The 24,040-nt window shown below is 66.7% G+C and carries 19 protein-coding genes; 10 read left to right on the forward strand and 9 right to left on the reverse strand.

Annotated features, from left to right (window positions below; translation table 11 throughout):
* Position 1 precedes the first annotated feature (1 nt).
* From R5H30_RS07330 to ntrX, 3 genes are all read left to right on the forward strand, one after another.
* Positions 2 to 1,366, forward strand: coding sequence for a response regulator (locus tag R5H30_RS07330; RefSeq protein WP_318327461.1), 1,365 nt, complete (start codon positions 2 to 4; stop codon positions 1,364 to 1,366).
* Positions 1,367 to 1,489: 123 nt separating this feature from the next.
* Positions 1,490 to 3,721, forward strand: coding sequence for a sensor histidine kinase NtrY-like (locus R5H30_RS07335; RefSeq protein WP_318327737.1), 2,232 nt, complete (start codon positions 1,490 to 1,492; stop codon positions 3,719 to 3,721).
* On the forward strand, positions 3,718 to 5,133 hold the full coding sequence (ntrX, locus tag R5H30_RS07340; RefSeq protein WP_318327462.1) for a nitrogen assimilation response regulator NtrX: 1,416 nt from the start codon (positions 3,718 to 3,720) through the stop codon (positions 5,131 to 5,133). The genes R5H30_RS07335 and ntrX overlap by 4 nt, the downstream gene beginning before the upstream one ends.
* Positions 5,134 to 5,145: 12 nt before the next feature.
* Here ntrX and R5H30_RS07345 read toward each other — a convergent pair whose 3' ends face one another.
* Positions 5,146 to 5,625 carry a hypothetical protein gene (locus R5H30_RS07345; RefSeq protein ID WP_318327463.1) on the reverse strand — a complete coding sequence of 160 codons (480 nt, stop codon included), beginning with the start codon at positions 5,623 to 5,625 and terminating at the stop codon, positions 5,146 to 5,148.
* Between the two features lie 102 nt (positions 5,626 to 5,727).
* On the opposite strand from R5H30_RS07345, the gene trkA reads away from it, so the two are divergent.
* The 5 genes from trkA (at position 5,728) to R5H30_RS07370 (ending at position 10,793) form a co-directional block, all read left to right on the forward strand.
* Positions 5,728 to 7,104, forward strand: coding sequence for a Trk system potassium transporter TrkA (gene trkA, locus R5H30_RS07350; protein ID WP_318327464.1), 1,377 nt, complete (start codon positions 5,728 to 5,730; stop codon positions 7,102 to 7,104).
* A gap of 4 nt (positions 7,105 to 7,108) precedes the next feature.
* A complete protein-coding gene (locus R5H30_RS07355) occupies positions 7,109 to 8,665 on the forward strand; it encodes a TrkH family potassium uptake protein (RefSeq protein WP_318327465.1) in 1,557 nt (518 codons plus the stop codon).
* 128 nt (positions 8,666 to 8,793) lie between these two features.
* Positions 8,794 to 9,033 carry an RNA chaperone Hfq gene (gene hfq, locus R5H30_RS07360; RefSeq protein ID WP_318327466.1) on the forward strand — a complete coding sequence of 80 codons (240 nt, stop codon included), beginning with the start codon at positions 8,794 to 8,796 and terminating at the stop codon, positions 9,031 to 9,033.
* Positions 9,030 to 10,328 carry a GTPase HflX gene (gene hflX, locus R5H30_RS07365; RefSeq protein ID WP_318327467.1) on the forward strand — a complete coding sequence of 433 codons (1,299 nt, stop codon included), beginning with the start codon at positions 9,030 to 9,032 and terminating at the stop codon, positions 10,326 to 10,328. Before hfq ends, hflX begins: the two co-directional genes overlap by 4 nt.
* A gap of 63 nt (positions 10,329 to 10,391) precedes the next feature.
* Positions 10,392 to 10,793, forward strand: a complete 402-nt coding sequence (locus tag R5H30_RS07370) for a DUF2177 family protein (protein ID WP_318327468.1) — start codon at positions 10,392 to 10,394, stop codon at positions 10,791 to 10,793.
* Between the two features lie 4 nt (positions 10,794 to 10,797).
* Here R5H30_RS07370 and R5H30_RS07375 read toward each other — a convergent pair whose 3' ends face one another.
* The 4 genes from R5H30_RS07375 to hemB form a co-directional block, all read right to left on the reverse strand.
* Positions 10,798 to 11,361, reverse strand: a complete 564-nt coding sequence (locus R5H30_RS07375) for a pseudouridine synthase (protein ID WP_318327469.1) — start codon at positions 11,359 to 11,361, stop codon at positions 10,798 to 10,800.
* A gap of 4 nt (positions 11,362 to 11,365) precedes the next feature.
* Entirely contained in the window at positions 11,366 to 13,834 is a 2,469-nt protein-coding gene (locus tag R5H30_RS07380; protein ID WP_318327470.1) for a penicillin acylase family protein, read from the reverse strand.
* Between the two features lie 204 nt (positions 13,835 to 14,038).
* Complete coding sequence (locus R5H30_RS07385) at positions 14,039 to 14,605, reverse strand: lipid-binding SYLF domain-containing protein (protein ID WP_318327471.1); 567 nt, start codon at positions 14,603 to 14,605, stop codon at positions 14,039 to 14,041.
* 107 nt (positions 14,606 to 14,712) lie between these two features.
* Entirely contained in the window at positions 14,713 to 15,717 is a 1,005-nt protein-coding gene (gene hemB / locus R5H30_RS07390) for a porphobilinogen synthase (RefSeq protein ID WP_318327472.1), read from the reverse strand.
* Positions 15,718 to 15,836: 119 nt separating this feature from the next.
* Between hemB and R5H30_RS07395 the strand changes: the two genes are divergently transcribed.
* Positions 15,837 to 16,364, forward strand: coding sequence for a component of SufBCD complex (locus R5H30_RS07395; RefSeq protein ID WP_318327473.1), 528 nt, complete (start codon positions 15,837 to 15,839; stop codon positions 16,362 to 16,364).
* A gap of 33 nt (positions 16,365 to 16,397) precedes the next feature.
* Positions 16,398 to 19,859 carry a transcription-repair coupling factor gene (mfd, locus tag R5H30_RS07400; RefSeq protein ID WP_318327474.1) on the forward strand — a complete coding sequence of 1,154 codons (3,462 nt, stop codon included), beginning with the start codon at positions 16,398 to 16,400 and terminating at the stop codon, positions 19,857 to 19,859.
* Positions 19,860 to 19,862: 3 nt separating this feature from the next.
* Here the strand turns inward: mfd and R5H30_RS07405 are convergent, their stop codons facing one another.
* From R5H30_RS07405 to R5H30_RS07420, 4 genes are all read right to left on the reverse strand, one after another.
* On the reverse strand, positions 19,863 to 21,056 hold the full coding sequence (locus R5H30_RS07405; RefSeq protein ID WP_318327477.1) for a multidrug effflux MFS transporter: 1,194 nt from the start codon (positions 21,054 to 21,056) through the stop codon (positions 19,863 to 19,865).
* A 148-nt stretch (positions 21,057 to 21,204) separates the two neighbouring features.
* On the reverse strand, positions 21,205 to 21,636 hold the full coding sequence (locus tag R5H30_RS07410; RefSeq protein WP_318327479.1) for a nucleotidyl transferase family protein: 432 nt from the start codon (positions 21,634 to 21,636) through the stop codon (positions 21,205 to 21,207).
* Positions 21,637 to 21,814: 178 nt separating this feature from the next.
* The gene (locus tag R5H30_RS07415; protein ID WP_318327482.1) at positions 21,815 to 22,465 is read right to left on the reverse strand and encodes a DsbA family oxidoreductase; all 651 of its coding nucleotides are present in this window, start codon (positions 22,463 to 22,465) and stop codon (positions 21,815 to 21,817) included.
* A complete protein-coding gene (locus R5H30_RS07420) occupies positions 22,462 to 23,976 on the reverse strand; it encodes a class I adenylate-forming enzyme family protein (RefSeq protein ID WP_318327485.1) in 1,515 nt (504 codons plus the stop codon). Before R5H30_RS07420 ends, R5H30_RS07415 begins: the two co-directional genes overlap by 4 nt.
* Positions 23,977 to 24,040: the final 64 nt, after the last annotated feature.

Genomic DNA, 24,040 nt, shown 5'->3' on the forward strand with positions numbered 1-24,040 from the left:
CATGGATGGAACGGTATTGGTCGCGGACGATGATCGCACCATACGCACGGTCCTGACCCAGGCCCTGACCCGCGCCGGCTGCAAGGTCCATGCAACCTCGAGCCTGACGACGCTGATGCGATGGGTGGCCGAGGGCAAGGGCGACGTGGTGATCTCGGACGTGGTGATGCCGGACGGGAACGGGCTCGAGATGTTGCCCAAGATCAGCCAGGACCGGCCCGGCCTGCCGGTGATCGTGATCTCGGCCCAGAACACCATCATGACCGCCATCCAGGCCGCCGAGGCGGAGGCCTACGACTACCTGCCGAAACCCTTCGACCTGCCGGACCTGATGAAGCGCACGGCGCGCGCGCTGGAACAGCGCCAGACCATGCGCAAGTCGGCCCCGGTCGAGGAGGAACGCCCCGACGATCTGCCGCTGGTCGGGCGGACGCCGGTCATGCAGTCGCTCTACCGGGTGGTGGCGCGGGTGATGAATACGGACCTGCCGGTGCTGATCTGGGGCGAATCCGGCACCGGAAAGTCGCTGATCGCGCGCGCCCTGCACGATTTTTCCGACCGGCGCACGCTGCCCTTCATCACCGCCACCAGCGGTGACCTGCAGGAGCTGGAAGGGCCGGCGCGGCTGTTGGCGCGGGTCAAGGGCGGCACGCTGCTGATCGACGAGATCGCCGATGTTCCGGCCGATTTGCAGGCCCGCATCGTGCGCATGATGGACACGCCGGGCGAATACACGCCGCGGTTTCTGGCCACCAGCCAGTCCGACCTTACCGCCGCGATGAAGTCGGGCAAGATGCGCAAGGATCTCTACTACCGGCTCAGTGGCGCGACGTTGACCGTGCCGGCTCTGCGCGAGCGCGTCGACGACATCCCGCTGCTGGCCGAACATTTCCTGGCGCGGGCCGAGGCGGCGGGCGGGTCCCAGCGTCGCCTGTCGAAGGAAGCGGCGGAGATCTTCCGCACCTACAGCTGGCCCGGCAACGTCCGCCAGCTTGAAAACGCGATCCGCCGGCTCGGGCTGACCAGCCGCGCGCCCGAGATCACCGGCTCGGAGGTCGAGCAGGTGCTGGGCGCCCAGCCCGATCTCGAACCGATGCGTGCCGCCGGCGACACCGAGAAGCTCGGCGCAAGCGTCGAACGGCACCTGCGGCGTTATTTCGACCTGCACGGCAACATGCTGCCACCCGCCGGGCTTTACGCGCGCATCCTGCGCGAAGTCGAGGCACCGCTGATCGAGATCGCACTCGAGGCCACGGGCGGAAACCAGGCGAAATGCGCCGATCTTCTGGGAATCAACCGCAATACGCTCAGAAAGAAGATCACCGACCTCGATATAGAGGTGACACGGCGCCGCAAGTTGATGTAAAACCGCAACATAACCGTGGCCATCGGGGGACACCCCGTTGAGGACCACACCATAAGGCGGTTGGCGCCGCACGGCGCCACATCAGGATGAGGTAGACGGGTGGTCACCCGGACACGCAGTTCGCTGGCGTCCAAGCTGGGCTATTTGCATCGCATCAAGCGTGTCCGCAAGACGGCCTCGCTTGGGCTGGTCGTGCTCGGCCCGGTTCTGGCGCTGCTCACCTACACGATCCTCGGACCGCTGGGGCAGGTCGCCAACACGCTCAGCCTGCGCCTCATCCTGCTGGCCGACCTGGTCTACATCCTTGTGGTGGCGGCGCTGGTGCTGGTTCAGGTCGGACGCCTGATCGCCGCGCGACGTGCCAAATCTGCGGGATCGCGGCTGCACCTGCGCCTGACGGTCGTGTTCGCACTTCTGGCGCTGATCCCCACGGTTACGGTCGCGGTCTTTGCCGGTCTTACGGTGAACGTCGGGCTCGAAGGCTGGTTCTCGGACCGGGTGCGCAGCGTGGTGGGCTCGTCTCTGGCCGCCGCCGAGGCCTACGAGGCCGAAGAGCGCAGCGCGCTGGCGCAGGACACGATGACGCTCGCGCGCAGCATCGACCAGGCGCGGCGTGGCGGGATCAGTGCGCCGGACACCGAGGTGCTGGGCGAGGGGCAGCGCCAGATCCAGCGCGGGTTGCGCGAGGCCTACCTGATCGACGGGACCGGACAGATCCGGGCACGCGGCGACCGGTCCTACCTGTTCGATTTCGAGGAGCCGACGCGCGAGCAGATTTCCATGGCGGACGCCGAAGAGGTCGTCGTCATCGAGGACTGGCCGAACAACGAGTACCGCGCGCTGACCCGGCTCCGCTCTTATCCCGACCGATTGCTTTACGTCAGCCGCGAGGTGGACGGCGAAATCCTGTCGCTTCTCGACGAGACCCAGGAAACGGTCCGGCTCTACCAGCAACTCGAAAGCGAGCGCGGTCGTCTGCTGTTCGAATTCGGACTGCTCTACATCGGCTTCGCGCTGATCCTGATCCTCGCGGCGATCTGGCTGGGGCTTTGGTTTGCCGAACGCCTGTCGGGTCCGGTGGGCCGTCTGACCGGGGCGGCGCAACGAGTCGGTGCGGGCGATCTCGACGTGCAGGTGCGCGAGGAGGACGGCGACGACGAGATCGCGATGCTGGGGCGCTACTTCAACCAGATGACACGGCAGCTCAAGGGCCAGCGCGAGACCCTGATGGACAACACGCGGCAGATCGAGCGCCGCCGCCGGCTGTTCGATTCCGTGCTGAGCTCGGTGACCTCGGGTGTCGTTGGGCTCGACCCCGAGGGCCGCGTGACCTTCGTGAACCGCTCGGCCGAACGGCTGCTGGACTGGACCGATGATCAGCAATCGCTGGCGCTGGCGCATGCGGTGCCGGAATTCGGCCCGCTCTTCGAGACGCTGGTCGCAGGACAGAACGAGGTCGCGCAGGGCGAGATCAAGGTGTCGCGTCAGCGCCGGCTCGAACATCTGCTGGTGCGCATGGCGACCCGGCGCAGCGAGGACGGGCGGCTCGAAGGCTACGTGGTCGCCTTCGACGACGTGACCGATCTGGTCTCGGCGCAGCGCATGGCCGCCTGGGGCGACGTGGCGCGGCGGATCGCGCACGAGATCAAGAACCCGCTGACGCCGATCCAGCTGTCGGCCGAACGCATCAAGCGCAAGTTCGCGCCGCGGCTCGAGGGTGAGGATGCCGCGTCGCTGGAGCAGATGACTGGCGTGATCGTGCGCCAGACCGGAGATTTGCGCCGCATCGTCGACGAGTTCTCGAAATTCGCCCGGATGCCGGAACCCGAACGCAAGGCGGTGGACCTTGCAGAACTGGTCGCAGAAGCGGTCCTGATGCAGCAGTCCGGCCAGCCCGGCGTGAAAATCGGAGCCAGTCTGCCCGAGGGGCCGGTGCTGGCCGAGCTCGACGCGACGATGATCCACCAGGCGTTGACGAACCTGATAAAGAACGCCGGGGAAGCCATTGAAACGTTGTTTAAAAAAAGCGCTCCGGATGGGCATGAGCCGGAAATCCGCGTGGCGATGACTGTCGACGAGGACAGGGCCCGCATCGCAGTTTCGGACAATGGCATCGGCCTGCCCGAAGACCGCGCGCGGCTTTTCGAGCCTTACGTGACCACCCGCAGCGAAGGGACCGGCCTCGGCCTGCCCATCGTCAAGAAGATTATCGAGGAACACGGCGGCAGCCTGACCCTCGAAGACGCCGAACCGTTCGGGACGGCGTCGCATTTCGGGGCAATGGCAGTCATCGTGCTGCCGACGAGCAGCGCCCCCACAGAAACCACTCCGGAACTGGAAGGGACAACATCATGAGTGACATTCTGATCGTCGACGACGAGCGGGACATCCGCGAACTGATTTCCGACATTCTGCAGGACGAGGGCTTCGCCACCCGGCTCGCCGGCAACTCGGACGAGGCGATGGCAGCGATCAACGGCGAGGCGCCGGCGCTGATCATCCTCGACATCTGGCTCAAGGACAGCCGGATGGACGGGATCGACATCCTCAAGACGGTCAAGCGCGACAACCCGGACGTGCCGGTGGTGATCATCTCGGGCCACGGCAACATCGAGATCGCGGTCGCGGCGATCAAGCAGGGTGCCTACGACTTCATCGAGAAGCCTTTCAACATCGACCAGCTTCTCGTGGTCATCCGGCGCGCCATGGAAACCGCGCGCCTGCGCCGCGAGAACACCAGCCTGCGCCGCAAGGACAGCTCGCCCAGCGAGATGATCGGCGCCTCACCGACCTTCCGCGCCCTGATCGGCCAGCTCGAAAAGGTCACAAAATCGAACGGTCGGGTGATGCTGACGGGGCCCGCAGGGGCCGGCAAGGAGGTGGCCGCGCGCTACATCCATGCGCATTCCAACCGCGCCAACGCGCCGTTCGTCACGGTGAACTGCGCCGGCGTGGCCCCGGACAGCATGGAAGAGGTGCTCTTCGGGCGCGAGACCCCGGCGCGCGGAGTCGAACCCGGCCTTCTGGAACAGGCGCACGGCGGGGTGATCTACTTCGACGAAGTGGCCGACATGCCGATCGGGACGCAAAGCAAGATCCTGCGCGTGCTCGTCGATCAGCAGTTCACGCGCGTCGGCGGGACAGACAAGGTGCGGGTCGACCTGCGGGTGATCTCAAGCACCAACCGCGACCTCGAGGAGGCGATCCGCGCCGAGACCTTCCGACAGGAGCTGTATCACCGCCTCAACGTGGTGCCGATCGCCGTGCCCTCGCTGGCCGACCGGCGCGAGGACATCCCGCTGCTGGCCCAACACTTCATCACGGAGATGAACGCAGCACAGGGCCTGCCGATGCGCGAGCTCTCCGAGGACGCGGTGGCGCTGCTTCAGACGATGGTCTGGCCGGGCAACGTGCGCCAGTTGAAGAACCTCGTCGAGCGCGTGCTGATCCTCGGTGACGGCACCGGCCCGATCGAAGCGCGCGAACTGCCCGGCGACGAGGACGGCGGCGGCGAACAGGGCCGGGTGGTGCTGTCGGGCACGCTGGCCGCGCTACCGCTGCGCGAGGCGCGCGAAGCCTTCGAGCGCGAGTACCTGCTGACCCAGATCAACCGGTTCGGAGGCAACATCTCGCGCACCGCGAACTTCGTCGGCATGGAGCGTTCGGCGCTGCATCGCAAGCTCAAGTCGCTTGGCGTCGTCACCTCGGCCAAGTCGGGGACGCGGGTCGCCCATGTCGACCAGGAAGAAAGCGAAGCCGTCGGCTGACCCGCGCAGCGGTCAGGCGCCGGGGGTGACGATCTGCCAGCGCCCGCCGCCGCGCCGGATCGCACAGCTGCCCTGGCGCAGCGGCGGCAGGCGCGTAGTGCTGGCGGGCGCCACCGATTGTGCCACGCCGGGCGCGCAGTCGGGCAGGGTGACGCGGGAATAGCCCTGCTCGGCCATGCAGAGCGTCTCGGCCCGTTCGCGCAGCCCGCGGTTGACATCGACGGTGTAGACGTCGCCCGGGATCCAGTAGCCGCCGTAGACCCGGCAATCGCCGCGGTCGTTGCAGGACCGGCGCCCGGGCACATAGTAGGGGGCTTCGCGGCGGATCTGGTTGGAGGGCGGAACCTGTTGCAATGCCTTGATTTCACAGTTCGTCTGGTCGGTGGCGAGACGCGAGACCTCGACGCCCTCGCGGTAGTATGTCGTGAGCGGAGCGCAGGCGGTCAGCAGCGCGACAAGGGCGGGTACGGCAACGACGAACACAGGTCTCATGGGCTGTAAACTAGCCAAAAATCGCGTCCGGACAATTGAATTGACCGCCTCTGGGCCTTCTGCCATTCAAGGCCAACCAGGGGACGGCACGGGAACTTCTTCATGAAGGTCATCATTTGCGGCGCGGGTCAGGTGGGATGGCAGATCGCCCGCCACCTGTCAGGCGAACGCAACGACGTGACCGTGGTGGACAGCAACCCCGACCTCGTGCGTCGCGCCACCGACTCGCTCGACGTGCAGGGGATCGCGGGGTTTGCGAGCTACCCGGACGTGCTGCAACGCGCCGGCGCGCGCGATGCCGACATGATCATCGCAGCGACCCATTCCGACGAGGTCAACATGGTGACCTGCCAGGTCGCGCATTCGGTCTTCGGGATCAGCCGCAAGATTGCGCGGCTGCGCAGCCAGTCCTACCTCGACGCGATTTATTCCGACCTCTACCGGCGCGATCACATGCCGATCGACGTGGTGATCAGCCCCGAGCGCGAGGTGGCGGCGGCCGCTCTGCAACGGCTTGCGGCCCCGGCGGCGTTCGACACCGAGGTCTTCATGGACGGGCAGTCGCACCTGCTGGGCATCTCCATCGCCGAGGACTGCCCGATCGTTAACACGCCGCTGCGCCAGCTCACGGACCTGTTCTCGACCCTGCGCGCGACGGTTGTCGGTGTGCGCCGCGAGGGGACGCTGTTTGCGCCCGAGGCCGAGGACCAGCTTTTCGTCGGCGATGACTGCTATGTCTTCAGCCATGTCGAGGACATCAACCGCACGCTCGAGATCTTCGGCAAGAAGATCTCGAAACAGGAGCGCGTGGTGCTGGTGGGCGGCGGCAATGTCGGGCTTGCGGTCGCGCATTCGCTGGAAGGCCGGGCGCAGCGGGTGCGCACCAAGGTGATCGAACGCAGCCGCGAATGTGCCGAACGCGCCGCCGAGTCGCTGGAGCGCACCATCGTGCTCCACGGCGACGGTCTGGATGCCGCTCTGCTGGCCGAGGCGGGCATCTCACGGGCGGACGCCATGCTGTCGGTGACCGACGACGACAAGGTCAACATGCTGGCCTGCGTGCGCGCCAAGGCCGAAGGGTGTCCCTATGTCGTGGCACTGATCAACGACCCGACGCTGGTACCGCTGATGACGCCGCTGGGCATCGACGCCTATATCAACCCGCGCGCGACCACAGTCAGTTCGATCCTGCGCCACATCCGGCACGGGCGCGTGCGCGCGGTCTATTCGATCGGCGACGCGGAGGCCGAGGTGATCGAGGCCGAGGTGCTGTCGACTTCGCCGATGGCCGGCAAGCGGATTTCCGAGATCGACTTCCCGGAAGGCGTGCTGGTCGGCGCCGTGCGCAAGGGCGACAAGGTGGTGCGCCCCCTGGGCAAGATGCGGATCGACGAGGGCGACGTGATCGCGCTTTTCGCGCTGGCCGAGGACGTACCGGAGGTGGAGCGCCTGATGCAGGTCTCCATCGACTTCTTCTGACGCGATGGCGCGGCGCGGACACACGCTGACCCGGCCGGCAGGCTTCGCCCAGAGCTTGCGGGACCTGCCGCTCTTTCTGCTGATCCTCGGGATCGCCTCGGCCTCGATGCTGGTGCCGGCGGTCTACGGCGGCGTGGCGCGCGATCTCGAGGCGGCGCGGGCGTTCTTCTATACCGGCCTCCTGGGCTTGGTGGTCTTCCTGCTGGTGGCCATTGCCTATTCCGGCCGCCGCCCACGCCACGGTGCGTTGGGACCGGTCGTCTCGCTAAGCGCGACCTTCGTCGTTCTGCCGGTCGTGCTGGCCATGCCGTTCCACGAGGGCGCGCAGACGACCACCTTTCTCAACGCCTATCTCGAGATGGTCTCGGCCCTGACCACGACCGGGGCGACGGTTTTCGACGACCCCGGGCGTCTGCCGAACACGCTGCACCTCTGGCGCGCCCTTGTCGGATGGATGGGCGGCCTGCTGATGTGGATTGCGGCCTCGGCGATCCTTGCGCCGCTGAACCTCGGCGGGTTCGAGGTCACCGCGCAGGCCGAACCGGGCAGCAAGGAGACGCTGTTCCACTTCGTCGAACGCGCCGACCCGCGCGCGCGGCTGCTGCGGTCGGTCGGTGCGCTGCTGCCGATCTACCTCGTCCTGACGGTCATCCTGTGGGTGCTGCTCTACATCGGCGGCGACCGGTCCTTCGTGGCGCTTTGCCACGCGATGTCGGTGATGGCGACGTCGGGCATTTCGCCGGTCGGCGGCATGACCGGCAGCACCTCGGGCATCCCGGGCGAGATGGTGATGTTCCTCTTCATGCTTTTTGCCCTGTCGCGCCTGACCTTCTCGAGCGACACGGTCACGGCGACCCAAGGGGGGCTCGGCACTGATCCCGAGTTCCGCATCGGTCTGCTGATCGTCTTCGGCGTGCCGCTGGTGCTTTTCCTGCGCCACTTCATCGGCGCTTTCGAGGTCTCGACCGAAGAGAACCTCGGCCAGGCGTTGCAGGCGCTCTGGGGCTCGGTCTTCACGGTGATGTCCTTCCTGACCACGACCGGGTTCGCCAGCGAGCACTGGGTGCAGTCGCAAAGCTGGTCGGGGCTTGCCACGCCGGGGTTGATCCTGCTCGGGCTGTCGGTGATCGGCGGCGGGGTCGCGACGACGGCGGGCGGCGTCAAGCTCTTGCGGGTCTTCGCGCTTTATCTCAATGGCCGGCGCGAGATGGAGCGCCTGATCCATCCCAACTCGGTCAGCGGGGCCGGGATCGTCGAGCGTCGCGTGCAGCGCGATGGCGCCTTCATTGCCTGGATCTTCTTCATGCTCTTCGCGCTGACGCTGACGCTGATCACGGTGACGCTGGCGATCCTCGGCGTGTCTTTCGAAAACGCTCTGGTGATGAGCATCGCGGGGCTGTCCACGACCGGTCCGCTGATCGAGATGGCGGCGGATGCACCGATCCGCCTGGGCGAGCTGTCGGCATCGGCCAAGATCGTGTTCTGCGCCGCGATGGTGCTGGGCCGTCTCGAAACGCTTGCGGTGATCGCCCTGCTGACGCCGAACCTGTGGCGCAACTAGTGGCTTGTGCGCCATAAGTCCGATGCGGACGGTTTTTTGGGGTGGAATCTCCGTCGGGCCGTCTACATAATCGGGTCCGAGGGAGAGGTCCGGTCCGCGGATACCTGAAATTAAAGGCAACAAGAACAATGGCGTCTGACAGACAGAACCTTCAGGATGCGTTCCTGAATCACGTTCGAAAGACAAAAGTTCCGGTCACGATATTTCTGATCAACGGCGTGAAGCTTCAGGGCGTGATCACCTGGTTCGACAACTTCTGCGTGCTGCTGCGCAGGGACGGGCAGTCGCAGCTCGTCTACAAGCACGCGATCTCGACGATCATGCCCAGCCAGCCGATCAGTCTCTACGAGGGCGAAGACACTACTTGAGCCGTCAGCCCTTCCAGATCGACGAGACGGACGGACCCCGGACGACTCGTGCCTGGGTCTTGCATCCGGACATCAAATCTGGCCCCGCCGATCGCCATGCCGGTCTGGCGCTGGAAGAGGCCGTGGCGCTTGCCCGTGCGCTACCCGAGATCGAGGTCGTCGGGGCCGATACCGTTTCGCTCAAGACCGTGCGTGCCGGAATGCTGTTTGGCTCGGGCAAGATAGACGAACTCGGTCGCGTTTTCGAAGACAATGAGATCGAGCTGGTGCTGGTCGACGGGCCGGTCAGCCCGGTCCAGCAGCGCAACCTCGAGAAAGCCTGGAAGGTGAAGCTGCTCGACCGCACCGGTCTGATCCTCGAGATCTTTTCGGACCGCGCCGCGACCCGCGAGGGCGTGCTGCAGGTCGAGATGGCGGCGTTGTCCTACCAACGCACGCGGCTGGTGCGGGCCTGGACCCACCTTGAACGGCAGCGCGGCGGGCTCGGCTTCGTCGGCGGCCCCGGCGAAACCCAGATCGAGGCAGACCGCCGGGCCATCGACGAACAGCTTGTCCGGCTGCGCCGCCAGCTCGACAAGGTGGTCAAGACGCGCAGCCTGCACCGGGCGGCGCGGGCAAAGGTGCCATACCCGATCGTGGCGCTGGTGGGCTACACCAACGCCGGAAAGTCGACGCTTTTCAACCGGCTGACCGGGGCCGAGGTGATGGCCAAGGACATGCTTTTCGCCACGCTCGACCCGACGATGCGGCGTCTCGAGCTGCCCGAGGGGCCGGAGGTGATCCTGTCCGATACCGTGGGTTTCATCTCGGACCTGCCGACCGAACTGGTCGCGGCCTTCCGCGCAACGCTCGAAGAGGTCCTGGCGGCCGACATCGTCTGCCATGTCCGCGACATCTCGCACCCCGAGACCGAGGAGCAGGCGGGCGACGTCCGCGAAATCCTCGCCTCGCTCGGGGTGGAAGATGAGCGGCCGACCTTCGAGGTCTGGAACAAGGTCGACCTCGTGGGGCCGGACGCGGCCGAGGCGCTGCGGGCCCGGGCTGCCCGTGACGGCGACATCTTCACCATCTCTGCGATCACCGGGGAAGGGGTCGACGATCTGCTGGCGGCCGTCACCGACCGCCTGCAGGGCGTGCGCCACCGGGCCGAGCTGCGCCTCGGATTCGCCGACGGCAAGAAACGCGCCTGGCTCTTCGATCGCGATGTTGTGGAGGAGGAGCGCCAGACCGAGGACGGGTTCGACATCAGGGTGCGCTGGACGGTGCAGCAGGCGGAACAGTTCGCACGTCTTTGAACCGATCCGGGCCAAAAGGCGTATCTCTCTGAAAGCCCGGCCGGCGACATCTGGAGAGACCCCATGACCCTCATTCTGCTATATGCCCTGACGCTGGCGCTGTTTCTCGGCCTCGACGTGCTCGGCCTGACCTATGTCGTCAAGCCGATCTTCGAGCGTGATATCGGTGACATGCTTCTTGACAGCCCGCGCTACGGACCGGCGCTGATCTTCTATGCCTTCTACGTCGCGGCGCTGCTGGTCTTCGTTTCCTGGCCGGCGATCCAGGGCGACTGGCCGCTGGGACGGGTGTTCTGGATGGCCGGACTGATCGGCGCGATGGCCTACGGCACCTACGAGTTCACCAACCTCGCGACCTTGAAGGGCTGGTCCTGGCGCATGGTCCTGACCGACCTGACCTGGGGATCGCTGTTGACGGCAACCTCGGCCACGCTGGGCGTCTGGTTGACCCGCGTGACGCTCTGACGGCTCAGGGGCCCGTCACCGCGGCGAAGCGCCAGCTACCAGGGGTCAGGCGGTTCAGTTTCCAGTCGCCGATTTGCACGCGGATCAGGCGCAGGCAAGGCAGGCCGACATGGGCTGTCATGCGCCGGACCTGCCGGTTGCGGCCCTCGCGGATGGTGATCTGCAGCCAGGCATCGGGCACGGTCTTGCGGTACCGCACCGGTGGGTCGCGCGGCCAGAGCCAGTCGGGTGCGGGGATCGCCTCGATCTGCGCCGGTCGGGTCGGCCCGTCCTTCAGCGTCACGCCCCGGCGCAGGGCGGCGAGCGCGGCGTCATCCGGCGTGCCTTCGACCTGCACGACATAGGTCTTGGCGCGCTTGTGACGCGGGTCGGCGATCTGCGCCTGAAGCCGTCCGTCATCGGTCAGCACCATCAGGCCCTCGCTGTCGCGGTCGAGCCGTCCCGCGGGATAAAACCCTTTTTCGTCGATGAACCCCGACAAGGTCGGGCGCGGCGAGCCCTCGGTGCCTTTGTCGGTGAACTGCGACAGAACCCCGAAAGGCTTGTTGAAGAGGATCACGCGGGCCACGCGCTCAGCCCTCCGGCGGGCGGATCACCGTGACGCCGACGGCGGCGGCGCGCGCGAGCCCCTCGTCGAGCGACATCGGGATGTACTCGCCCCGCCGCCACAGCTGGGCGAGGTCGTCATAGTGCCGGGACAGCGGGTGGCCGGACTGGCCAGTCGAGGTGACAAAAACCGAGCTGTTGGGATCGGCAAAGTCGTAGACGCCGCGATAGCCCGCGCCGTGCACGTTGTGGAACGGGTCGGGCAGGCTGCCCTTTGTGAGACCGCGCTGCAGGGTGAAGTCACCGCCGCTGGTCGATTGCTGGATGTTGACGAAATAGCGCAGGACCGGCACCTCGCCGAGGACCGGATGATTGTGCGTGGCCTGGTGCGCGTCGCCCCAGCGCAGCCCTTCGAGGTTGTCGCCCCAAGTCTCGCCGATCCAGATCAGCGCGTCGTCCAATGCCAGGCGCGCAAGCTCTGCGCAGGTTTCGACCGGGGCCGATTGCAGCACGTCGCACCAGACCGAGGCGCCGTCCACGTCACGGAAAGCGCGTTCGATGAACAGAGGCTCGACGTGGGTGAACTCGGTAGCGAGCAGCCCCAGTTCGTCCTGCATCATGCGCGCCTGAAGGCTGCGCAGCCAGGCGGCATAGATCAGCGGCTCCGGCAAATGCTCGTTCATCTCGCCCGACCAGCTTGCAAGAAGGGTCAGCGCACGCTGGCGCTGGCGTTCGGGCGTGCCTTCGGGTGCCGCCTCGCCGGTGAACCACAGCTCCTTGCCGATGAGCGGCAGCAGCGAGCGCGCAGCGAAGCTGACGGTGTCCAGCTGGGCCTCGATGAAGCTGTCGCGGGTGTGAACCTGACGCGACTGCATCAGGCGCTGCCAGCGCTGGATGCGCTCGGTGTCGCCCCAGAGGAAAGACACGTGGTCGGGGAACGGCCGATCCACGGTCTTGTTGTTGGTGTTGCCGACGATGCCACCCGCGGGCGAGACAAACTCGGGATTGGTGTCATAGGGCATTCGGCCCTGCCAGCGGTTGGCTGCGATCCAGCCCGGGGTGGGCATGCGCCCCTCGCTCTGGTGGCGGGCGTCGCGGCGCGGGATCACGCCGATGGTCTTCATCGCGATCGTCTCGCGGTCGACCAGCATCAGGTTCTGCGCCGGGGCGATGAAGGTCTCGCCCGCCACGATGGCCTCTTCGACGGACCGCGCTTCCATCAGCTGCAGCGCGGACTGCATCGACGTGTCCTTGGCGCTCAGCACGGTCCAGGACAGGGCGGCGACATGGCCCGGCGGGGTGATCGCGCCGATGTTGTAATGGGTGCCGGGCAGCACGGGGCCGTTGTCGGTCCAGCGCAGCGTGACCGTCACCGGCGTTTCGTCCTTGATGTGGATGATCGAGCCGCGGGTGCGGAACGGCTTGAAGCCCGTAGGGGTGCGGTATTCCTCGGGGTTGTCGGGGTTCAGCTCCTCGATGCGCAGGTCCTGGTCGTCGACATAAGCCGAGGTCAGTCCCCAGCCGAGACGCGCGCTGCGGCCCGTCAGCACCAGCGGCATGCCCGGGATGGTACCGCCGATCACGCCGCCCGATTGCAACTGAAGCCGGGCGAGATACCAGATCGCAGGAGCGGTGAAGCCCAGATGCGGATCGTTGGCGAGCAACGTGCCGCCAGCGGCCGAGCGCGAGGGCGCAGCGGCCCAGGCGTTGGAGGCGTTGGAAAAGGCGGCGGGACGGAACGGCGACAGCGGGTGCGCGTCGAGCGGGATCGACGCGGCGTGGCGCGGCGCCTGCGGGAAAAGCGCTGCATACTCCGGCAGGGCCGCGACACCGGTGCCGGGGGCGTCAGGCAGGATGTCGACGATGCGCTCGGGGTCGGGCAGGGCGAGCGACACACGCGCGCGGCGAACCTCGGCGTCGAGATGGGCCGAAAGCTGCAGCCCCATGACCTTGACGATGGCCAGCGAATCCGCCGGGCGCCAGGGCGCCACCGGGTTGTCGAAGATGAACATCTCGGGCGCGCCACGCCCAAGCGCCTCGGTGTTGATCTGCTCGAGACGCGCGTTCACCCCGGCGGCATAAGCCTCGAGCACGGCGATGGTGCGCGCATCCTGCGCGTCGACCGAGGCCACGGCGAGGTTGTAGACGTCGAGCCGGCGCAGCAGCTTGTCGAGGTTGAGCGTGCGGGGCCCGAAGACCTCCGACAGCCGGCCCTGCGCCGTGCGCCGCAACATGGTCATCTGCCAGAGCCGGTCCTGTGCATGCGCAAAGCCGAGGGCGAAGAAAACGTCGGCGTCATTGTCGCCGAAGATGTGCGGCACGTTGGCGTTGTCGCGAACGATCTCGACCGGCGCCGATACATGCGGGACGATCAGCGTGGCGTCGTAATCGGGCAGGGAGCGCGAGGCGAGGTAATAGACAGCGACGACGCCGGCGACGATCAGAAGGACCATCAGGCCCGCGAAGCGCAGCAGCCATTTGAACACCAGACCCAAACCGGTCTCCTCAGCAGATCGCGCCCTCCCGAGGGGCTTCCGGGCCTCGACTGTTAGGCAGAGGATCGGGGCATTGCAAGGTCAAGCGCAGCGTCCGGCAGATGTCACGACGCACGTCAAGGTTCGCAACCGGACCACGCCTGCGAGCGCCGCACGAGTTCGAGGGAACCGGCCCCGCGCGGCACTCCATCCCCAGGGGTCGTGTCAGGGGATGATCCGGGTGTATTTGGTGCCCTGCAGCGTCGCCCCGGCCTTGATCCCGGCACGCCCGAAGACCGCGGCGAGCACGGGGGCAAGTGCAGTGGTGGTGTCGGCGCTGAGCCCGTCGCCCTTGTCCGAGATCACGTACTCGAGATCGCCGCCGGCCGCCCATCCCGGCGAGCGCCGGAAGTCGGTCAGTGCGTCTTCGGTCATGAAGAACAGCACATGCGCATATTGCTGCGCGCCGATCTGCAGGCCGCCACTGACCTGCGTGGCCGAATAGTAGTCCACCGTCACCCCGCCGACCCTCAGGGCGCCGCGCCCGTAGGCGCCGCCGAGGCCGAAGCCCGCCTCGGTGACCAGCGGCATGACCAGCATGCCGTTGGCCTTGTCGGCAAGGCTCTGGGTATTGGGATAGCGCCGGTACATCTCGGCCAGCGCGGAATCCACGCGCGCGTCGATCATCGCCGCGCCGCTGCCGCCGACCCCGTTGCCGCAGGCGGCGGTCACGCTCACACCTGCCAGAGCGCCGAAGGTGAAGAAGCGCCTTGAAACGAACGTCTTGTCCATAATTCTGCCTGTCTGTAATTGCTCGAATGCCGGTTTGTCCCGACTTGGGCGCGACAATACGCCCATTGTGTGCCGCTGTCACCCTCAAGCGCTGCCTTCCGCGGGGTTCAGGCGGGTTTCGACAGAAGCCGGGCGGCCGCGGGGGCGAAATAGGTCAGGATGCCGTCGCAGCCGGACCGCTTGAAGGCCATCAGGCTTTCCATCATCACCCGGTCGCCGTCGATCCAGCCGTTCTGCGCCGCGGCCTGGATCATCGCGTATTCGCCCGAGACCTGGTAGGCAAAGGTCGGCGCGCCGAAGCTCTCCTTCACGCGCCGGCAGATGTCGAGGTAGGCTAAGCCGGGCTTGATCATGACCATGTCGGCCCCCTCGCGCAGGTCGCGCGCGATCAGGCGCAGCGCCTCGTCCGAGTTTCCGGGATCCATCTGGTAGGTCTTCTTGTCGCCCGTGAGCGCCGCTGAGGCGCCCACCGCGTCGCGGAATGGGCCATAGAAGGCCGAGGCATACTTGGCGGCGTAGCTCAGGATCATCACGTTGTGGTGCCCGGCGTTTTCGAGCGCCGCGCGCATCGCACCAATGCGCCCGTCCATCATGTCCGACGGCCCGATGATGTCGGCCCCGGCTTCGGCCTGGGCCAGCGTCATCCTGACCAGCGCCTCGACCGTGCGGTCGTTGACGATCTCGCCATCCTCGACGAACCCGTCATGGCCGTTGATGTTGTATGTGTCGAGCGCCACGTCGGTCATCACCGCGATCTCCGGCACCGCCGCCTTGATCGCCCGGATCGCCCGGTTGGCGTGGTTCTCCGGATCCCAGGCTCCGGCGCAATCCTCGGTCCGTTCCTCGAGCGCGGTATAGGGAAAGATGCAGATCGCGCGGATACCGAGATCGGCCGCCTCGCGCGCCGCCTCGACGACCCGGTCGACCGAGCGCCGCATCACGCCCGGCATCGACGGCACCGGCTCTTCGATCCCCGCGCCGGAGCGCACGAAGACCGGCCAGATGAAGTCGTCGACGCTCAGCGTGCTTTCGCGGACAAGCGCGCGGATCGCCGGGCTCTGGCGCGCGCGCCGGAAGCGGGTGAGGGGAAAGTCGGCCTGGCTGGGAAGCATCGTTTCGGTCCGTCGATGGTAAGGCTTCTGATTGCCACGTAACTTTCCGCAAGCCAAGGGTAGGAATTGGCGAAAGCCGAGGCTATGAGAAGGACAAGAACAACGCAAAAGCGCGATCCTTGGACTGGCACCAGACTCTCTTCGAACTGATCGACATGCGCTCGTTCTCGAACCTGTGGTTCTGGATCGCGCTGGCGGTGATGTGGTCGACGGCCAGCCATTGGGTGCTCGGCGTGCCCTTCGACATGATCCAGCGTGCCGGACGCAAAGGCGGTCAGGCCGAGGCCGACCTCGAGGATCTCGTGCGGATCAACACCAACCGGATGCTCTACATCGGCGAGGTTTCGGGGCTGTGGCTGCTCGGTCTTGGGTCGTTCCTGCTGACCATGCTCGCCGTGCTCGGGTTCTTCTATGACGTCGAGATCGCGCAGGCGGTGTTCCTGCTGTTCCTGCCGATGTCGCTGGTCGGGCTCATGTCGATGCGCACCGCGAGGCTGTTGCGCGCCGAGGACGCGCACGGCGCGCAACTGCGCCGCCGCCTCGTGCGGCATCGTTTTTTCGTTCAGGTCATCGGCATGATCTCGATCTTCGTGACCGCAATGTGGGGCATGCTGCAGAATCTTAGCATCGGCGCCCTGCACGGTTGACACCGCGGTCGCGAAGGCCAAATGAAGCGGCCCATGGCTGATCCTGCACATATCACGCTTTCGGGCGCGCCCGAGGGGTTCGATGCGCGCCTGCTGATCGAGGAGCTGGAGAAATCCAGCGCCCCGGTGCTGCATGTCGCAAGGGACGACAAGCGGCTGGCGGCGATGCGCGCGGCGTTGCGCCATTACGCCCCGGAACTGCCGGTCGTGGTCTTCCCGGCCTGGGATTGCCTGCCCTATGACCGCGTGTCGCCCAATGCCGACATTTCGGCGCAGCGCATGGCGACGTTGGCCGGGCTGGTGCACGGGATGCCCGAGCGCTTCGCGCTGCTGACCACGCTCAATGCCGCGACCCAGCGCGTGCCAGCCCGGGCGGTACTGCGCGACGCGGCCTTCTCGGCGCGGGTCGGCGCGCGGATTGACGAAGGCGGGTTGCGCGACTTCCTTGTGAGGATGGGCTTCGTGCAGAGCCCGACGGTGACCGAGCCGGGCGATTACGCCGTGCGCGGCGGGATCATCGACATCTACCCGCCGGGCGACCTCGGTCCGGTTCGGCTCGATCTGTTCGGTGACGTGCTCGACGGCGCGCGCCGTTTCGATCCGGCGACGCAGCGCACCACCGAGAAGCTCGACGTGGTCGAGCTTGCCCCGGTCTCGGAGGTGATCCTCGACGAGGCGGCGATCACCCGGTTCCGGCAGAATTACCGGATCGAGTTCGGGGCCGCCGGCACCGACGATCCGCTCTACGAAGCGATCAGCGCTGGGCGCAAGCACCAGGGCGCCGAGCACTGGCTGCCGTTCTTCCACGCAGAACTCGAGACCCTGTTCGACTACATGCCAAAAGCCACGGTCATGCTGGACGACCAGCTGACGCCGACGCGGCTGGCGCGCTGGGACAGCATTGCAGACCAGTACGAGACCCGGCGCCTGGCGATGGCGGACCGGTCGCGCATGGACAGCGTCTACAAGCCCTGTCCGCCGACACCCTTCTACCTCGACGACGACGCCTGGAAGGCCGAGACGGCCAAACGGCGCGTCATCCAGTTCGCTGCCCTGCCGCAGCCGACCGGACCCGGCGTGCTGGACGCGGGCGGGCGCATCGGTCGCAACTTCGCGCCCGAGCGTCAGCAGGAATCGCTGAGCCTCTTCGGGGCGCTCGCCGAGCACATCGGCAAGCGGCTGGAACGCGGGCCGGTGGTCATCGCCTCCTACTCGGAAGGCGCGCGCGAGCGCCTGACCGGGCTGATCGAGGACGAGAGCCGGTTCGAGGCGATCCCGATCCCGGATGCGCGCAGCGTCGGCAAGCGTGGGCTGCACCTGGCCGTCTGGGCCCTGGAACACGGGTTCGAGGCGCCGGGGCTCACGGTCATCTCCGAACAGGACGTGCTGGGCGACCGGTTGATCCGCGCGCCCAAGCGCAAGCGCCGGGCCGAGAACTTCCTGACGGAAACCCAGTCGCTCAGCCCTGGCGATCTGATCGTGCACGTCGATCACGGTATCGGGCGCTACCAGGGCATGGAGGTGATCACCGCCGCAGGGGCCGCGCACGAGTGCCTGTCGCTGGAATATGCCGAGGGCGCAAAGCTCTACCTGCCGGTCGAGAACATCGAGCTGCTGTCGAAATACGGGCACGAGGAGGGCCTGCTCGACCGTCTCGGCGGCGGGGCGTGGCAGGCCAAGAAGGCCAAGCTCAAGGAGCGCATCCGCGAGATGGCCGAACGGCTGATCCGCGTCGCCGCAGAACGCGCGTTGCGCAAGGCGCCGGTGCTCGAGCCGCCGCCGGGCATGTGGGACGCCTTCTCCGCGCGTTTTCCCTATCAGGAGACCGACGATCAGCTGAGCGCGATCTCGGACGTGATCGAGGACATGACCTCGGGCCAGCCGATGGACCGGCTGATCTGCGGCGACGTGGGTTTCGGCAAGACCGAGGTCGCGATGCGCGCCGCCTTCGTGGCGGCGATGTCCGGCGTGCAGGTTGCCGTGATCGCGCCAACCACGCTGCTGGCGCGCCAGCACTACAAAAGCTTTGCCGAACGCTTCCGCGGTTTCCCCATCGAGGTGCGTCCGCTCAGCCGCTTCGTTTCGGCCCGTGACGCCAACATCACCCGCGACATGATGGCCAAGGGGACGGTGGACATCGTGATCGGCACCCATGCGCTGCTGGCGAAAGGCGTGCGGTTCAAGAACCTCGGATTGCTGGTGATCGACGAGGAGCAGCATTTCGGTGTCGCCCACAAGGAGCGGCTCAAGCAGCTGCGCTCGGACGTGCATGTGCTGACGCTGACCGCCACGCCGATCCCGCGCACGCTGCAGTTGTCGCTGACCGGCGTGCGCGACCTCAGCATCATCGGCACGCCGCCTGTCGACCGTCTGGCGATCCGCACCTATGTGAGCGAATTCGACAGCGTGACGCTGCGCGAGGCACTGCTGCGCGAGCATTACCGCGGCGGGCAGAGCTTCTTTGTCGTGCCGCGCATATCCGACCTGCCGGAGATCGAGGAGTTCCTGAAGGCGCAACTGCCCGAGCTCAGCTATGTCGTGGCGCACGGGCAGATGGCGGCGGGCGAGCTCGACGGGCGGATGAACGCCTTCTACGACGGCAAGTTCGACGTTCTGCTGGCTACCACCATCGTCGAATCCGGTCTCGACATTCCGACCGCGAACACGATGGTCGTGCATCGCGCCGACATGTTCGGTCTGGCCCAACTCTACCAGATCCGCGGCCGGGTGGGACGCTCGAAAACCCGCGCCTACGCCTACCTGACCACCAAGCCGCGCGCCCGGCTCACGCCCGCCGCCGAGAAGCGCCTGCGGGTGCTGTCGAGCCTCGACGCGTTGGGCGCAGGCTTCACGCTGGCCAGCCAGGACCTCGACATCCGGGGGGCCGGTAACCTGCTGGGCGAGGAACAGTCCGGCCAGATGCGGGACGTGGGTTTTGAACTCTACCAGTCGATGCTGGAAGAGGCGATCGCCAAGATCCGGGCGGGCGAGATGGAGGGGCTTTCGGAGGCCGACGACCAGTGGGCGCCGCAGATCAACCTCGGCGTGCCGGTGCTGATCCCCGAAGACTACGTGCCCGATCTCGACGTGCGTCTGGGTCTCTACCGGCGCCTCAGCAGCCTGACCACCAAGGTCGAGCTCGAGGGTTTCGCCGCCGAGCTGATCGACCGTTTCGGCAAGCTGCCGCGCGAGGTCAATACGCTGATGCTGGTGGTGCGGATCAAGGCGATGTGCAAGCGCGCCGGCATCGCAAAGCTCGACGGCGGGCCTAAGGGCGCCACGATCCAGTTTCACAACGACAAGTTCGCCTCGCCCGAGGGGCTTGTCGAGTTCATCCAGGACCAGCGCGGGCTGGCCAAGGTCAAGGACAACAAGATCGTCGTGCGGCGCGACTGGAAGAACGACGCCGACAAGATCAAGGGCGCCTTCGCCATCGCCCGCGATCTCGCCGAGAAGGTCGCGGCAAGCCGCAAGGCCAAGAAGAAGGCGGTCTAGGGCCTACTCGGCGGGCGCGCGCCGTTCGACCTTGCCCATCCAGAGCATCAGCGTGAAACCGGCGATCGCCATGATGAAGACCGACACGATCAGCGGCCGGATCGTCCCGTCGAAAAGCAGCCCGATCGGCGAGGCGAGCATCGCGGCACCGACGGTCGAAACGGCTCCGATGACGCTGGCCGCCATGCCCGCGATATGGCCCATCGGCTCCATCGCGATGGCATTGAGGTTGCCGACCGTCAGGCCGGCCTGGAAGAACAGCAGGAACTGCCATAGGGCGAACATCGCGAAAGCGTAGGGTCCGGAATAGCCGAAGGACAGGATCATCATCAGCGAGCATGCGATCTGCAGGCCAAGGGCGAAGGTCACCAGCCGCCGCATCCCGAAGCGCACGACGAGAAAGGCGTTGAGCATGCTCGACAGGCCCGAGGCCATGGCAATTCCGCCGAACCAGTAGGGGAAGGTGTCAGCCTTGCCGAAGACGGTCTCGTAGATCGGCTGCACGAACATCAGCAGCGAGAACAGCATCGACATCGCGAGGGTCTGGACCATGATCGATATCCGAACCGTGGGATGCGCGAACATCTGGCCAACCGCGTCGAACATCAAGGGCAGGCGCAGCGGGCGGCGGTCCTCTTCGGCAAGTGTTTCGGGCAGACGCACGGCCAGCCAGAGCGCCGAAATCATCGAAAAGACAATGAAGGCGGCGAAGATCGCGCGCCAGCCCGACAGGGTGATGATCGCGAGGCCAAGCGCGGGCGCGAAGGCCGGAAAGAGGGTGAAAATGATCATCACGATGGACAGGATTCGGGCCATCTCGCGCCCGGCGAAGAGGTCACGCATGATCGCGACCGACACGATCCGCGGACCCGAGGCGCCAAGCCCCTGGACGAGGCGCGCGGCCAGGATCAACTCAAGCGACTGGCTGGCCCAGGCGACGGCGGCCGAGACGATGTAGAGTGCCGCCCCCGAGAACATGACCGTGCGTCGCCCGTAGGCATCGGACAGCGGCCCCGTGAAGAAGGTTCCGATCCCCATGCCCAGAACGAAGGAGGTGATGATCAGCGCCGCGCGCTGCGGGTCGTCCGGGGTGAGCTCGTCGGCGATTTCGGGCAAGGCGGGTAGCATCGCGTCGATGGAAAACGCGATCGTCGCGAACATCATCGCCATGAGCGCCACGAATTCGATCCGGGCCATCGGCAGGGCAACAGGCGGTCGACTCAAACGCGGAACTCCGTACATCGGCGGCGTGCTCGTCGCACACCCAGATCAGGCTTTAACCCAGAGTTGCATGGAGTACAATTGTAGGGAAGTGCTCGCGGCGAGAGATGACGTGTGGTAATCTTCAGTTGAAAGTTCCGTGCCTGTACTCACCCATTGGTTGCATGGCTGGGTCGGAGCTTCCAAGCGGTACATAAAGCACGTCGACAATGTCCTGCAGATCGTCGAAGGCGCCGCGCCAGTCCTCGGTCATGGCGAAGATCGAGACGTTGTAATTCACGATATCGGTGCGTTTCTGCTCCCAGCAGGTCTCGGGGATGACGCGGCTCACGTAGCGGCAGGCCTCGAGCGTTTCGCGGCGCCGGCGAAACCCGTCGCGGCAGGGCGCGCCGTTGGCATCGGCGAATTCATCCGTCGAACAGCCCACGATAAGATCGGCGCCCATGCAGCACAGGCGTTTGAGCAGGGCGGCTTCTGCGGCTCCGAAGCCGTCGAACCGGCCATACGTCAGGATCGTGCGACGCGGAATGATGGGTCTCGCGGCGAAGGCGGTCATTTGCGCCTCCCGTGTCCGATGGTCACCAAAGCCAGAGAAATCGCGCCGGTCCGCACCGGCCATGCCTGTCCACGCATCCTGTCACCTGCTCGTTTTTTTGTTCTGCGCCGGGGCCTTGCACCCTCTGGACACGGATTCTACGCCATCGGGCGGCGGCTGGCAAAGGATTTGCGCGGCCTCAATCGGCCTCGGCCCCGGCGGCCAGTTCGGCGATGACCCGATCCCAGAGCTCGGGCGGCTGCGCACCGGGTACGGCATGCCGGCCGGCGACGATGAAAGTCGGCACCGATGTCACGCCCATCTGCCGGCTGTGCGCGTCGCGCTTGCGGATGTCCTCGGCGTCGGCGTCCGACTGCAAAAGGCGCGTCACGACAGAGGCATCCATCTCGAGCCCGTCGGCGATATCGGCCAGCACCTCGGGGTCGCCGATGTCGCGGGTCTCGACGAAATAGGCCTTGAACAGCGCCGACACGGCCGCGGTCTGGCGGCCTTCGATGCCCGCCCAGTGGATCAGGCGGTGCGCATCTAGCGTGTTGGGCGTCTTTTCGATTCCGGCGAAGTCGATCTTCAGCCCGGCCTTCTCGGCATGCTCGACCACGGGCGCATAGGCCTTGAGCGCGCCTTGCTTGCCGCCGAACTTTCCTTCGAGATAGGCGCGCCGGTCCATGCCGCCAGCCGGCATGTCGGGGTTGAGCTGGAACGGATGCCATTCGATCTCGAACGGGTGCTCGGGGTGTCGCTCGAGCGCCCGGTCGAGATGGGTCTTGCCGATGTAGCACCACGGGCAGATCGGGTCGGACATGATGTCGAGCTTGACGGTTCCGGTCATTCTTTCGCCTCGAAGCTCTCGCGCAGTCGGCGGCGCAGAAGCTTTCCGTTGGCGCCGAAGGGAAGCTCCGGCAGGTGAACAAAGAGGCGCGGCTGTTTGTAGCGCGCCAGGCGTTCCCTCGCATACCGGCGCAGGGCGTCCTCGTCCAGAGGGCCGGCGGCGCTGTAGAAGGCGGCGATGACCCGGGTGTCCCGCTTGATCTCGACATCCGCCGCGCCGACGCCGGTGAGGCCGGGAAATCCGGCCAGGGCCTGTTCGACCTCGATCGGCGAGACGCGGTAGCCGCCGGCGTTCATCATGTCGTCGCCGCGACCCAAGTAGGTGATGCTGTCGTCGTCGTGCATCGCCCCCTGGTCGCCGGTCAGGAACCATGGCCCGCGCATCCGCGCGCAGGTTTCTTCGGGTGCGCCCAGATAGCCCAGCATCAGGCCCGGGTCGTCGCGGTGGACGGCGATGGTGCCTTCGGCACCGCGCGGAACCGGCCCGTCGGGCCCGAGGATCGCGACCCGGCGTCCCGGCTGTGGCCTGCCGATGCAATCCGAGGGCACCGGACCGCCCGGGCCGGCGGAGATGAAGGTCGAGCATTCCGACATGCCGTAAGCCTCGTAGACCGGTTTTCCGCTCGCCGCCGTCCAGTCCGCGGCGAGACGCGGGGCGAGCTTTTCGCCGGCGCTGAGGCCGTGGCGCAGATGCGGCAGGTCCAGCCTGTCGCGGTCGCTCAGGATTTGCCGGTAGACGCCGGGAGCGGCGGCGAAGATCGTCGCGCGATGTGCAGCCAGCAGGTCGGGCAGCAGCGCCGAAGGGCTTCCGGGGGCGGGAATCAGCGCGGTGGCACCGCGGGTCCAGGGGTCCATCAGCCCGGTGCCGAGCGTGTAGGTCCAGTTGAAGGCGCCGGCGTGCATCAGGCGGTCGTCGGTGCGCAGGCCGTGCCAGCCGTCGAACATCATGCGTCGCGCCCAGATCGCCCGGTGCGCGTGACCGACGGCGCGCGGGACGCCGGACGTGCCGGAGGTGTAGATCACGTAAGCCAGCCGGTCGGGATCGCCCAGATGAAACGCTGCAGGCGGCAACTCGCGCATGGCCTGCAGCGCCCCGAGCGCGATCTCGGTATCGTGCGGGGCGCTTGCGACCGCGGGGTCGCGCAACACCGCCTTGGGTTTCAGGCCTTCGAGGATCGCCGCGACCTCGCGCGGCGTCAGCGCGGCGGAGGTCGGGCAGGGCACCAGCCCGGCGGCGATGGCCCCGAGGTAGGCGAGGGGAAAGTCGACGGTATTGCCAAGCCGCATCAGCACCACGTCGCCGGGCGCCAGCCCTTGGGCCAGAAGCCCCGTCGCGGTCCCCAGCACGGCGGCACGCAGCCGCGCGAAACTCCAGTCCTCGGATCCGGTCGCGCCCAGTACCATCAGCGCTGTCTTCTCCGGCGTGGCCGCGCCCGCGGCAAGCACATGCGCGGCCATGTTGAAGGGGCGCGGGCAGGGCGGTGGCGGGCCATGATCGAAGATCGAGAGCATCGCCGCCCAGCTAGCCGCTGCCCGCGCGCGTTGCAAGCGTCCGCGCCTGCGCCTATAGCACTGC

Source organism: Roseobacter sp. FCG-D35, assembly GCF_033436665.1.
Classification (GTDB): domain Bacteria; phylum Pseudomonadota; class Alphaproteobacteria; order Rhodobacterales; family Rhodobacteraceae; genus JAWQFO01.

Coding starts and splice junctions, on each gene's coding strand:
- R5H30_RS07330 (WP_318327461.1), top strand. CDS start 2: ATGGATGGAACGGTATTGGTCGCGGACGATGATCGCACCATACGCACG.
- ntrX (WP_318327462.1), top strand. CDS start 3,718: ATGAGTGACATTCTGATCGTCGACGACGAGCGGGACATCCGCGAACTG.
- R5H30_RS07345 (WP_318327463.1), bottom strand. CDS start 5,625: ATGAGACCTGTGTTCGTCGTTGCCGTACCCGCCCTTGTCGCGCTGCTG.
- trkA (WP_318327464.1), top strand. CDS start 5,728: ATGAAGGTCATCATTTGCGGCGCGGGTCAGGTGGGATGGCAGATCGCC.
- R5H30_RS07355 (WP_318327465.1), top strand. CDS start 7,109: ATGGCGCGGCGCGGACACACGCTGACCCGGCCGGCAGGCTTCGCCCAG.
- hfq (WP_318327466.1), top strand. CDS start 8,794: ATGGCGTCTGACAGACAGAACCTTCAGGATGCGTTCCTGAATCACGTT.
- R5H30_RS07370 (WP_318327468.1), top strand. CDS start 10,392: ATGACCCTCATTCTGCTATATGCCCTGACGCTGGCGCTGTTTCTCGGC.
- R5H30_RS07385 (WP_318327471.1), bottom strand. CDS start 14,605: ATGGACAAGACGTTCGTTTCAAGGCGCTTCTTCACCTTCGGCGCTCTG.
- hemB (WP_318327472.1), bottom strand. CDS start 15,717: ATGCTTCCCAGCCAGGCCGACTTTCCCCTCACCCGCTTCCGGCGCGCG.
- mfd (WP_318327474.1), top strand. CDS start 16,398: ATGGCTGATCCTGCACATATCACGCTTTCGGGCGCGCCCGAGGGGTTC.
- R5H30_RS07405 (WP_318327477.1), bottom strand. CDS start 21,056: ATGGCCCGGATCGAATTCGTGGCGCTCATGGCGATGATGTTCGCGACG.
- R5H30_RS07410 (WP_318327479.1), bottom strand. CDS start 21,636: ATGACCGCCTTCGCCGCGAGACCCATCATTCCGCGTCGCACGATCCTG.
- R5H30_RS07415 (WP_318327482.1), bottom strand. CDS start 22,465: ATGACCGGAACCGTCAAGCTCGACATCATGTCCGACCCGATCTGCCCG.
- R5H30_RS07420 (WP_318327485.1), bottom strand. CDS start 23,976: ATGCTCTCGATCTTCGATCATGGCCCGCCACCGCCCTGCCCGCGCCCC.